The sequence below is a fragment of the Domibacillus aminovorans genome (assembly GCF_001643235.1).
GTDB lineage: Bacteria > Bacillota > Bacilli > Bacillales > Domibacillaceae > Domibacillus > Domibacillus aminovorans.
The window spans coordinates 57378-70156 of record NZ_LQWY01000007.1 but is presented as its reverse complement, the minus strand read 5'-3'; the positions used below and the strand labels follow the sequence as shown (position 1 = coordinate 70156).

11 protein-coding genes are annotated in these 12779 nt (G+C 41.3%); all 11 read right to left on the bottom strand.

Annotated elements, in window-relative coordinates:
- Positions 1–24: 24 nt before the first annotated feature.
- The gene (locus AWH49_RS04185; RefSeq protein ID WP_063964745.1) at positions 25–786 is read right to left on the bottom strand and encodes an alpha/beta hydrolase; all 762 of its coding nucleotides are present in this window, start codon (positions 784–786) and stop codon (positions 25–27) included.
- Positions 787–1125: 339 nt separating this feature from the next.
- The gene (gene gatB / locus AWH49_RS04180) at positions 1126–2553 is read right to left on the bottom strand and encodes an Asp-tRNA(Asn)/Glu-tRNA(Gln) amidotransferase subunit GatB (RefSeq protein ID WP_063964744.1); all 1428 of its coding nucleotides are present in this window, start codon (positions 2551–2553) and stop codon (positions 1126–1128) included.
- A 13-nt stretch (positions 2554–2566) separates the two neighbouring features.
- Positions 2567–4012, bottom strand: coding sequence for an Asp-tRNA(Asn)/Glu-tRNA(Gln) amidotransferase subunit GatA (gatA, locus tag AWH49_RS04175; RefSeq protein ID WP_063964743.1), 1446 nt, complete (start codon positions 4010–4012; stop codon positions 2567–2569).
- A gap of 12 nt (positions 4013–4024) precedes the next feature.
- Positions 4025–4315 carry an Asp-tRNA(Asn)/Glu-tRNA(Gln) amidotransferase subunit GatC gene (gene gatC, locus AWH49_RS04170; RefSeq protein WP_018395518.1) on the bottom strand — a complete coding sequence of 97 codons (291 nt, stop codon included), beginning with the start codon at positions 4313–4315 and terminating at the stop codon, positions 4025–4027.
- Positions 4316–4481: 166 nt separating this feature from the next.
- The gene (locus AWH49_RS04165) at positions 4482–5282 is read right to left on the bottom strand and encodes an ATP-binding cassette domain-containing protein (protein ID WP_063964742.1); all 801 of its coding nucleotides are present in this window, start codon (positions 5280–5282) and stop codon (positions 4482–4484) included.
- A gap of 16 nt (positions 5283–5298) precedes the next feature.
- The gene (ssuC, locus tag AWH49_RS04160; RefSeq protein ID WP_063964741.1) at positions 5299–6057 is read right to left on the bottom strand and encodes an aliphatic sulfonate ABC transporter permease SsuC; all 759 of its coding nucleotides are present in this window, start codon (positions 6055–6057) and stop codon (positions 5299–5301) included.
- A gap of 5 nt (positions 6058–6062) precedes the next feature.
- The gene (ssuD, locus tag AWH49_RS04155) at positions 6063–7217 is read right to left on the bottom strand and encodes an FMNH2-dependent alkanesulfonate monooxygenase (protein ID WP_063964740.1); all 1155 of its coding nucleotides are present in this window, start codon (positions 7215–7217) and stop codon (positions 6063–6065) included.
- A 44-nt stretch (positions 7218–7261) separates the two neighbouring features.
- The gene (locus AWH49_RS04150) at positions 7262–8248 is read right to left on the bottom strand and encodes a sulfonate ABC transporter substrate-binding protein (protein WP_063964739.1); all 987 of its coding nucleotides are present in this window, start codon (positions 8246–8248) and stop codon (positions 7262–7264) included.
- A 407-nt stretch (positions 8249–8655) separates the two neighbouring features.
- Positions 8656–9465, bottom strand: coding sequence for a zinc transporter ZupT (zupT, locus tag AWH49_RS04145; RefSeq protein ID WP_063964738.1), 810 nt, complete (start codon positions 9463–9465; stop codon positions 8656–8658).
- Between the two features lie 121 nt (positions 9466–9586).
- A complete protein-coding gene (locus AWH49_RS04140; protein ID WP_244886769.1) occupies positions 9587–10756 on the bottom strand; it encodes a CamS family sex pheromone protein in 1170 nt (389 codons plus the stop codon).
- Between the two features lie 12 nt (positions 10757–10768).
- On the bottom strand, positions 10769–12778 hold the full coding sequence (gene ligA / locus AWH49_RS04135; protein WP_063964737.1) for an NAD-dependent DNA ligase LigA: 2010 nt from the start codon (positions 12776–12778) through the stop codon (positions 10769–10771).
- Position 12779: the final 1 nt, after the last annotated feature.

Sequence of the window (12779 nt, the reverse complement as noted above, 5' to 3'; positions counted from 1 at the left end):
GAGTCTTCCGGACAGCTTTTTTATTTATCCTACTGCTTTAGAACGGATTTGATCGAGGACGAAATCAGCGACAGCGCTGACGATTGTATGCTGATCGTGATCCATCGTTGCAACGTGATATGAATTCGGCAACGTCACAATTTGTTTCTTACGTGATGAAATGGACTGATAAATAAACGATGTATTTTCAGGTGGCACGACATTGTCCTTAGCTGATTTGATGCATAATGCTGGTACATGTATTCGATGTAAAAGTGCCGGTACAAGCCCCATGAGCTTTTGCAGTTCGCGAATGGATTGAACCGGTGCTTCATCATACGTAATTTCATGTACATTTTCTTTTTTAATATCCGGTTCGCCTTCTTCAATAAAACGCGGTGCGGGATCATGCCGTAAATACTCAAGTGACGGGAGTGTAAGTGCGGCATTGATCGTAATGATGCCTTCAATATCATGATGCTCGGCCGCAAATTGCAGTGTCAGCGTGCCGCCCATCGACTGCCCCATTAAAAAAATACGTTTATTGCGCTTTTTAAGAAAACGATACGCGCGAGAGTAGCTTTCATACCAATCTTTGTGTGTGCAGCGTTCCATATCTTCTTGATGTGTCCCATGTCCTTTTAAACGCGGCGCAATAACAGAGAATCCATGTTCATTTAGCGCCTCTGCCACATCTCGAACACTTTGTGGCGTGCCAATAAATCCGTGTGAAAGCACAATTCCAATGTCGTTTCCTTCAAGATAAAATGACTCTGCTCCTGGCATGACTGCATACTCTTCTCTCATCATCATTTCCTCCTTTTTTTAAATCCGATTGTTTTTATTGGTTATATATAATTTAATATATCTTTTCCGATAAGTCAAGTTGGAATTAAAATAAAAAACTACTGCTACATGATAATAAGTGTATTTGTAACGTGTAAAAAAGTGAATCGTCCATAAAATCACAAGTTTAATCTCATCATTTTTGATCGCTCACACGACTTTCCGCCACTTCCCTATTTTATTTAAAAATTAACTGTCATAGTGACGGCCTTTTCTTCATTCGTCACGTAAATGTGATCATTAGTTATCATACAAATTAAAACAAAAACCGCCGGCACATAGCCGGCGGTCGTCTATACATTATCGCTTGGCAATTTCTTCTGCAAGCAATTTGTTGATTGCCTGCGGATTTGCCTGTCCTTTTGACGCTTTCATAATTTGGCCGACAAGGAAGCCGATTGCTTTTTTCTTGCCGTCTTTAAAGTCCGCGATCGACTGCGGGTTCGCATCGAGCGCATCGTTGACGAACTTCAAAAGAGCTGATTCATCTGAAATTTGAACCAATCCTTTTTCTTTCACAATCGCTTCAGCATCGCCGTCGTTTTCAATCAGTTCTTTGAAAACGGTTTTGGCGATTTTGGATGAAATCGTTCCTTTTTCAAGCAGTGAAATCATACCCGCCAGATTATCAGGCGTTAATTTTGTTTCAGCGAGCTCTTTGCCTTCCGCATTCAAATACGCAGGCACTTCCCCCATTAACCAGTTGGATGCCAGTTTTGCGCCGGCACCTGCTGCCACTGTCGCTTCAAAGAAATCCGCAATTTCTTTTGACATGGTGAGTACTTTTGCATCGTGCGCCGGAAGTCCAAGTTCGTCCATATACCGCTTTTTGCGTGCATCTGGAAGCTCTGGAATAGTTGAGCGAACGTGTTCTTTCCACTCGTCATCAATGTACACCGGAAGAAGATCCGGTTCCGGGAAGTAACGATAATCGTCTGATCCTTCTTTCACACGCATGAGCAAGGTTTTGCCTGTCGATTCATCAAATCGGCGTGTTTCTTGATCGACTTTTCCGCCTGATGAGACAACTTCAGCTTGACGTTTTTCTTCATATTCGAGCCCTTTACGTACAAAGTTGAATGAGTTTAAATTTTTCAATTCCGTTCTCGTACCGAATTCTTTCTGTCCATATGGACGAATCGAAATATTCGCATCACAGCGAAGCGATCCTTCTTCCATTTTACAGTCTGATACTTCTGTGTATTGAATAATCGCTTTTAATTTTTCCAAAAACGCATATGCTTCTTCCGGTGAACGAATATCCGGCTCAGATACGATCTCAACAAGCGGCGTGCCTTGACGGTTATAATCACATAAAGAGTGCTTGCCAGCATGCGTCAGTTTACCGGCATCTTCTTCTAAATGAAGACGCGTAATGCCGATTCGTTTCGTTTCGCCGTTCACTTCAATTTCAACCCAGCCATGTTCACCAATTGGTTTGTCATTTTGCGAGACTTGATATGCTTTCGGATTATCAGGATAAAAATAGTTTTTTCGGTCCCAGATGGCTTCTTCAGCAATTTCACAGTTAATCGCCATTGCGGCTTTCATTGCATATTCAACAGCCGTTTCATTCATAACCGGTAAAACACCTGGGTAGCCGAGGTCAATGACGGTTGTATTTGTATTCGGTTCCGCGCCAAAATGGGCCGGTGCCGATGAAAAGATTTTTGAATTCGTTTTTAATTCAACGTGGACTTCAAGTCCGATGACTGTTTCAAATTCCACCTTGTACCCTCCTTTACAACTCTGGTTTTTCTTTATGAAAATCAGTTGCCTGCTCGTACGCATGTGCGACACGGTAAACGGTTTTTTCATCAAAATGACGGCCGATAATTTGCAAACCGAGCGGCATTCCATCAGAAAATCCGCATGGAATTGAAATACCCGGTACACCTGCTAAGTTAACCGGAATCGTCAAAATATCATTCGCATACATTGTGAGTGGATCGTCAATGATTTCACCGATTTTAAAGGCTGGTGTCGGCGTTGTCGGTCCAATGATGACATCATAGTTTTCAAAGACATCTTCAAAGTCTTTTTTAATAAGCGTACGTACTTGCTGCGCTTTTTTATAATACGCATCGTAATATCCAGAACTTAATGCAAATGTCCCTAGCATAATCCGACGCTTTACTTCGTCGCCAAAGCCTTCTGCACGTGTTTTTTTGTATAAATCAATTAAGTTTTCCGCATTTTCGGCACGATAACCGTAACGGATTCCGTCAAAACGGGCAAGGTTGGACGATGCTTCAGATGAAGCGAGTAAATAGTATGTCGCGACTCCATATTTTGAATGTGGAAGTGACACTTCTTCCCAACTAGCACCTTGTCCTTCTAGCACTTTCAGAGCAGCTAACACAGACTGCTTCACTTCTTCTGAAACTCCTTCACCGAGATACTCTTTCGGCACTGCAATGCGTAGTCCCTTCACATCTCCAGTTAAGTTTTTCGCAAAAGATTCACCTGCTACATTTGCCGAAGTCGTATCGTACGGATCGACGCCGACAATCGCTTCAAGCAAGTGCGCATTATCTTCTACGTTGCGTGTAATCGGACCAATCTGGTCAAGCGATGAGGCAAATGCGATTAAGCCGAAGCGGGATACACGGCCATATGTCGGCTTCATGCCGACAACGCCGCAAAATGAAGCAGGTTGACGAATCGAGCCGCCTGTATCGGAACCAAGTGAAAACGGTACTTCACCTGCCGCAACAGATGCAGCAGAACCACCAGATGAACCACCCGGCACGCGGTCTAGATTCCATGGATTACGTGTTTTCTGGAAGCTTGAGTTTTCCGTCGAAGATCCCATCGCAAATTCATCCATATTTAATTTACCGACTGTGATTGTGCCTGCTTCGCGCAGTTTATTCACAACCGTCGCATCATAAATCGGGTCAAAGTTATAAAGAATCTGGCTCGCTGCTGTTGTGCGAAGCCCTTTTGTAACAATGTTATCTTTCACACCGATCGGCACGCCGTTTAAAATCCCAGTTTTTCCTGATTCCTGCAATTCTTTCGCTTGATTGCGGGCATTTTCTTCATCAAGCGTTAAAAATGCTTTCACATCTCCGTCTACCGCTGAGATTCGTTTAAACGATTCGTCAACGAGGTCTGGAATAGTGATTTCTTTTTTATGTAACATCGACTGAATCTCGTTCAGTTTATGATCAAATAATGACACACTCTCTCCTCCTTATTCGATAATAGACGGTACACGGATTTGTCCGTCCTGCTGATCCGGTGCATTTTTCAATACGTCTTCGCGATCAAGTCCAGGTGCTGATTTGTCTTCTCGAAGTACATTTTTCATATCTAAAACGTGTGACGTTGGTTTAACGTTTGATGTATCAAGTTCATTTAGCTGCTCGGCGAATGTAATAATCGCATCGAGTTGTTCCGTAAATTTATGCACTTCTTCATCCGTTACTGCCAGTCGCGCCAGATGCGCTACGTGTCGTACTTGCTCTTCAGAAATTCGCGTCAATGTAATCCACCTCCGTAAAAAGTATCGGCATTCTTTTGTTTGCACAAAGTTTATTTTACCATGATTTCATCTTTCATTCATAATTGTTCAGAGAAAAAGAAAAACCACCTTGAAATTCAAGGCGGTTCCGTGTCCAAGGTCCGTTTATCTTCCTCTTATCGTTAATCTACGCTCTGCGCACACTTGCAGAGGTAGATGTCTTAGCTAATGTTGTTAAATTAGCTTCTACTTTTCGTTTTTTACCCATAATCCTATTTAATATTTGGCTGACTAGTGATGAAAATAAAGGGTTATCTCTTTGGCGTGGGTATGGTAAATGAACAGGTAGATCCATCACAATTTCACCCTCTTCAATTAAGATCACTCTATTTGCTAACGCAACAGCTTCTTCAACATCATGAGTGACTAATATAGCAGTGAATTGTTTTTCTTTCCATAGATCCTCAATTAATTCATGCATTTCCATCCGTGTTAAAGCATCAAGCGCACCCAACGGCTCATCTAGTAAGAGCAGCTCGGGATCATGGATAAGCGCTCTAGCAAGGGCTACTCTTTGTTTCTGACCTCCAGATAGGACAGCTGGCCAAACGTTAGCACGTTCGGCTAAACCAACTTGTTTTAAAATAGTAGGGATTTGTTTCTTCTCTTCTGATTTCAAACCTAAACCGACATTATCAGAAACTTTTTTCCAAGGAAGAAGCCTTCCGTCCTGAAACATCATTTTAGCAAGCTGATTTCTGCCTTTTAATTCTGTTCCATCAACTAACAAACTGCCCGAACTTATCTCCTCTAATCCAGCAATGATTCTTAATAATGTACTCTTCCCGCAGCCACTTTTTCCTACAACGGCAATGAAGTCCCCTTTGTTAACGTGTAAATCTATTTTTTTCAACACTTCTTTACCATCAAAAGATTTAACGATGTTATCCAACTGCAAAATAGGTTCATTTTTATGATCCTTTGTCATACTCTTCACCTCCATTTTATTTTTGGTAGGTTGGATGCCATTTTAAAAATCGTTTTTCCACTAACTTTGCTGTTATATCAGACAGTTTTCCTAGCAAAGCATAAAGAATGATACTTAATACAACAACATCTAATTGCATAAATTCTCTTGCGTTCATAGCCATATACCCGATACCAGAATTCGATGCAATGGTTTCAGCTACAATTAACGTTACCCATGTAATCCCTAATGCAAATCGTACACCTACGAGGATTGAAGGTAATGCTGCTGGGAAAATAACTTCCAAAAATAATGACAAGCCTTTTAGACCATATACATTCGCCATCTCAATTAAAGATTTATCAACTGAACGGATCCCATGAAACGTATTCAAATAGATCGGGAAAAAAGTTCCTAAAGCGACTAAAAACAATTTCGCTTCTTCTTCTATTCCGAACCATAAAATAACAATTGGAATTAAAGCTAGATGCGGTATATTACGGATCATTTGTATGGAAGAGTCAAGTAAACTCTCTGCCGTTTTTGACAAACCGTTTGCCAATCCTAGTAGAAAACCTATACCTCCACCTACAACAAACCCCCAGAATGCTCTTTGTGTACTTATCCAAACGTCTGCTACTAATTGGCCACTTTTCGTTAACTCAACAGCAGCGGTAAAAATATCGATTGGATTTGGTAACACTCTATTAGATATCCAGCCAATGGAAGAAAATAACTGCCATGATCCAAGCAAAACAATTGGGACAATCCACGGTAAAAGTCGTTTGAATTTCATTTTTGTTACCTCGTTGCTTCTAAATTTTTAGGTAGAAGTCCATTTGCAACAATTTCTCCAAACGGGCTGACAATATTGGGATTCTCAGATAGATCCACTGTTACATCTTGATTTAATTCTAAATATGGAAATAACAATTCTGATACACGATAGGCCTCTTCCAAATGTGGATAACCGGATAAAATAAATGTTTCGATACCGATATCTTCATATTCCTTCATTCGTTTAGCTACTGTTTCTGGGTCTCCTACAAGAGCTGTACCAGCACCTCCTCGAACAAGACCAACACCCGCCCAGAGATTTGGACTAATTTCTAAATTTTCCTTACTTCCATTATGGAGTTCGGACATTCTTTTTTGACCAACTGAATCATACCTTGATAAAGCTTTGTGAGAGGCAGTAATTAAATCGTCGTCTACATACTTAATTAAATCATTGGCAGCAGCCCAAGCTTCTTGTTCTGTTTCCCTGACGATGACATGAAGACGAATGCCAAATTTAACCGTTCTACCTCTTTCAGCTGCTAACACTCTCACTTTCTCAATTTTTTCTTTAACTTGTGCAGGCGGCTCACCCCATGTTAAATAAACATCTACATGGTCAGCTGCAATTTCATGACCGATATCTGAAGATCCGCCAAAGTACAATGGCGGGTATGGTTTTTGAATAGGTGGATATAATTGTTTGGCATCTTGCACGTCTAAATATTTCCCTTTTAGAGTTGATTCCCCTGTCTCTAACAACTCTCTCCAGATTGTTAAAAACTCATCTGTTAGCTCATATCTCTCCTTGTGAGTGTAATGCAAACCATCTCCTGCTAATTCAACAGGATCACCGCCTGTCACGACATTGATTAATAATCGTCCATTGGATAATCGATCGAAAGTTGCAGCCATTCTCGCAGCTTGTGATGGCGAAGTAATACCTGGTCTTACAGCCACAAGAAATTTCATTCGTGAAGTCACCGGTATTAAAGAGGAAGCCACTACCCAAGCATCTTCGCAAGATCTTCCTGTCGGCAATAAAGCTCCCGTAAATCCTAAACTATCCACTGCTTGTGCCACTTGTTTTAAATAGGGTAAATTCACGGCTCTTCCTCCTGTTGTAACGCCTAAATAACGTGAATCCCCATGTGTCGGTATAAACCAAAATACGTTCATTTCCCCCGCTCCTTTGATTGTTTATTTTCTACTATACATACAGATTATTTCGTTTCTAATGTTGCATCACTTGTTTTAATTTCTTTAGGTATTAACTGAAGTTTATAAAATTGATCGGCAATGGCTTGTTGATCGTTTATTACTTCATCTGTTATCGTTTCGATTCCGTATGTTCTTCGCTCAAGTACAATGTCTAACGTTTCCTTATCCATCCCAATTTGAGGGGCTAAAAATTCTGCTGCTTCATTTTTATTTTCAGATACCCACGTTTCCGCCTTATCAATTTCACTATAAATAATGTCTAAAACTTCCGGATTCTCTTCCGCAAATTCCTTTGATGCTAAAAAGAATTCTCTATTATTAACTAAATCGGTTCCATCAACTAAGATACGAGCTCCTGTCTTTCTTTCAGCTTCTGCTAAAAACGGATCCCAAATCACCCAAGCGTCAACAACTCCTTTTTCAAAAGCTGCTCTTGCATCTGATGGAGGTAAGAAGGACGTTTCAACATCTTCATATTTAAGTCCATTTGCTTCTAGCGCTTTTACTAACAAATAATGTACATTCGATCCTTTATTTAAAGCGATTTTTTTACCTTTTAAATCAGCAACACTTTGAATAGGAGAATCTTTTGGTACAATAATGGCTTCTCCTTTTGGATTTTTTGGCTCATTCGCAAAATAAATTAATGGAGCATCGGCTGCTTGAGCGAATATCGGTGGAGCTTCCCCTGTATGACCAAAGTCTAAACTGCCTACATTTAATGCTTCAAGTAATTGTGGACCACCTGGAAACTCAGTCCATGTAACAGTGAAACCTTTTGGTTCTAATTCCTTTTCAAGCGTTTCTTGTGCTTTTAAGAAATTCAACGTACCAAATTTTTGATAACCAATTTGAATCGTTTTTTGCCCGTCTTCTTTTGCCTCATCTGCTTCTTCATTTGAAGTTTCAGTGTTGCAAGCACTCAATACAAGTAAAAGAATGAATGATACGAGTAATAGCCACGTTTTATTTTTTACACTACTTAACATTTTTTCTCCTCCAAACATTTTTTAAACAAAAAGACCCCAGCCCTCTATGGTTTAGAGGTTGGGGCCTTCAGTTGACTGATCGGCATCTTTTTATTTGATTTTGTTTCTTAACGACTTGTGTAGTGCGTGCATCTGCTGCAAAAAACTGTTGTTAATATTGATGTACTTAAGATATTCTAATTAATCCGATGTGTCAAGTAGTATTTAATTTTTTATTTTTAAATTAAATCAAACTTTCACGCATACCGTTCTCTATTTAATTATTAATTGGTCAATGAAAATACGTGTAACAGCAGACCGCACATGAAGCGTTTGTGCAGAAACTGTTGTACTTAGCTTAACAATTCGTTACATATAAAAAACATCCCAATTGCCGGTGTGATCAGCTTTTGAGATGTTTTTCTTTTTTACATTAAGAGCAGCAAGCTTAATGCCATGACGAACATTCCCGAGACGACGCCATAAATAGCAAGATGCGTCTGATCGTATTTTTGTGCGGCCGGCAGCAATTCATCAAGAGAAATGAACACCATAATCCCTGCTACACCAGCGAATATCATCCCAAACATCGTATCCGTTAAATAAGGCATTAAGATGAGCCAGGCAAAGAGGGCACCGATCGGTTCAGAAAGTCCCGATAAAAAGGACCACTTAAATGCTTTTTTCCGGTCGCCTGTTGCAAAGTAAAGAGGAACAGCAACCGCAATGCCTTCGGGGATATTATGAATCGCAACAGCGACTGCAATGGCAATGCCAAGGTTCGGGTCCTGTATGGTCGAAGCGAACGTCGCAATCCCTTCCGGAAAATTATGAATCGCAATTGCAATTGCTGTAAAGATCCCCATCTTTTTCAAGCGTGCATACTCATCATGTGTCGGTTCCGTGTGGAATTCTTCCACCGTTTTAACATTATGGGGATTCCCAACGGATGGAATGAATCGATCAATAAGCGCAATGATGACCATACCGCTAAAAAAGCCGATAACTGTCCACCAGTAACCGGCTGATTCTCCGTGTTCCTCAACTAACGTACCTTTTGCTTTCACAAATATTTCGACCATTGATACGTAAATCATGACACCTGCTGAAAATCCAAGTGACCAGGCAAGAAACTTCGTGTTTGTACGCGATGTAAAAAAAGCCAGCGCACTGCCAATACCTGTTGCCAATCCGGCAAACAATGTTAAGCCTAGAGCTAATAACACGATCTCGTCCATACACACTATCCCTTCATCTTCTTTTTTATTATTGTATTTTAAAAATTGCTCTCATATAATTTTTTGTATGAGGAAATAAAAGGCCTGATTTGACGATAACGTCCAAATCAGGCTATTCTTCTTATTCATAAATATGCACATAAGGTTCCTCTGCATTGGCTGCTTTGACGATGAGCGCTTCCGTTCCGTTCATTGACGTAATGCTTACTTCGATTGGTATATACGCCGGGAAATGATCCATGACAAGTCCTGTCACAAACTGTGTAAATCCAATTGCTTCTGCCTTGCCATAAAACTGAATTGGAATTTCAATTTTCAAACTGGACAATTCACCACCGCTGTAAAGCGCACGGCCGATAACGCCATTAAAGTTATCAAAATATTTCTCCATATCCTGCTTAAAGTTCAAAAAGTATGTCGCGTCTTCTCGATGTGCTTCTTCTGCTGCAGTCGACGGAAACAGGACATATTCTTCGTTAATATTTTTCCAATCATTCGTTTCTGTTTCACCTGCATCCAGATGTGTATAGGCAATAAAATTGCCTGCTGTAACCGAGTTTTTCGGTGCCTGTTGAAATAAAGCAATCGTCACTGGCACATTTTTTGTTTTATCCATCGCCCGAAGACGCGCGGCAACTTGCGCGGCAATTTTCTTTCCTTCTTCTTCAATCGTTTCATCTGGAATCGTAAATTCATACTCTGCACCATATTGTTCTTTTTGATAATAGTGAACCGAATTTAGCGCAAGGCCGATGACAACCCCATCCAACTGCAATGAATTATCTTCTTTTTTTGTTAAATAATTTTGCTCCATAATGTGTGCCAAATAAATCGGTGCCCGTTCATTTCGTTCATCCACGGAGCCTTCACCAGTATCAATCGGATTCAGTCCCAGATTCTCTTCTGCTGTCATTTCTTTTTCTGCCAGCTGAGCATCTGTATACTTGCGGCTCAGCCACGATCGAACAACATCCGCTTCAAGCGTCTGTCCATCTCGAAAGAAATGCGTCTCCGGTGAAAAGTTTTCTTGTGCAATCCTCATTAACCCCGTTTCAAATTCAACGATATCATAGCGAGTATTCAAATTAGATACAATCATCCCGCGCGCCTTTCCCTCCTCAAAAGGAACTATCGTTCGGTAAAAGTTTTCTGAAATTTGATAGCTCGGAATAATTGCTGTCTGCTCTTCACCATTTCCCTGTGTCACTTCATCTTTATTTTGCAAAGCCGGTGCACATCCTGTTACGAGCAGCATAGCGGACACTGCTGTGAGAACCCATTTTTTCTTCAAAAAAGCCACCTCTTATTTTGTAAGTTCATCCATTAATTGTTGTTCATTCCAGACATCCACACCGAATTTTTCCGCTTTTTCAAGCTTTGAACCAGCTTCTGCACCGGCGATGACAATGTCTGTTTTTTTGCTGACGCTTCCTGCAATATTACCACCAAGCGCTTCAATCCGCTCTTTCGCTTCGTTTCTTGTAAGCTGCTCAAGTTTGCCTGTCAAGACGACAGTCTTTCCTGCAAACGGTGAATCCCCTTCTGCCACTTGAACGCGCATCGGTCCATCATACGTCATGTTAACACCAGCTGTCTTCAATTTCTCGATTAATCCCGCTACTTCTGGCTGTTCAAAATACAGAACGATCGCATCAGCCATTTTACTGCCGATTTCATGAATCGCTGTCAGATCTTCTTCAGATGCTTCTTTTAGTCGGTCAATTGTGCCAAATTCCATTGCGAGCGTTTTCGCTGCTTTGGCTCCAACATGGCGGATTCCAAGTCCGAACAATAATCGTTCAAGTGAATTTTGTTTTGATAATTCGATTGCTGCCAATAAATTATCAGCTGACTTCTCGCCCATCCGTTCAAGTTGAATGAGAGCCTCTTTTTCTAGAGAATATAAATCTGCGACATCTTTAATGAGTTTTTCACGATAAAGCTGAGCAATGACTTTTTCACCTAAACCGTCAATATTCATTGCGTTACGCGCAACAAAATGATTCATACCTTCACGTATTTGCGCTGGGCATTGTGGATTGATACAACGAAGTGCCACTTCTTCTTCTAGCCGGACGAGTTCACTGCCGCATTCCGGACATTCAGCCGGCATGTGAAATTCCTCTTCTTCACCTGTACGGCGATCTAACAAAACACTGACGACTTCTGGAATAATGTCGCCTGCTTTTTTCACAACAACCATATCGCCTATGCGAATGTCTTTTTCTCGAATTAAATCTTCGTTATGAAGCGATGCGCGTCCAACTGTCGTTCCAGCAACACGTACCGGCTGCAGTACCGCAGTCGGCGTCACAACACCTGTTCTTCCGACGCTTAACACGATACCAGTCAACTTTGTAACGACTTCTTCAGCTGGAAATTTATAAGCGATTGCCCAGCGGGGACTTTTCGCCGTAAAACCGAGCTCGTCCTGTTGGCTGAGTGAATTCACTTTGACGACAATCCCATCAATTTCATAGGGCAGCTTCGTCCGCTTTTCCGACTGTTTTTTCACATAGTTAATAACATCTTCAATCGTTTTACATACTTGACGCTCTTTATTTGTTTTAAAGCCAAGTGAATCTAACATATCAAGCCCTTCACTATGAGATTCCGCACCGATCGCTTCCGGGTTTCCAATACTGTAAAGAAAAATGTCCAAGTTGCGTTTGGCTGCAATACGCGGGTCGAGCTGGCGCAGTGATCCTGCTGCTGCGTTGCGCGGATTAGCGAATGGTTCCTCACCACGTTCATCTCGAATGCAATTAAGTGCGATAAACGACTGCTTCGGCATGAACGCTTCACCGCGTACTTCTATCGTAAACGGCTTTTTCAGACGGAGCGGGATGGAGTGAATCGTTTTTAAATTCGCCGTAATATCTTCACCCGTTGTTCCATCGCCGCGCGTCGCTCCTTGCACAAACAAGCCATCCTCATATTTCAGCGCCACCGCAAGACCATCAATTTTCAATTCACACACGTATGAATAAGGTACATTACCAATCGATTGGCTGACACGCCGGTCAAAATCACGCAGGTCTGCTTCATCGAATGCATTGCCAAGACTTAACATCGGCACATCATGACGCACTTTCCGAAACACATCAAGCACTGCACCGCCTACACGCTGCGTAGGTGAATCCGGTGTTTGCAACTGCGGGTACATGGATTCAATATTGGACAACTCATTTAAAAGCCGGTCATATTCCGAATCGGGAACGGACGGTTGATCGATTACATAATACTCGTAGCTATATTTATTTAACGTATCATGAAGTTCCTGCACACGCTGTTCAGCCGCTTTTACATCCATA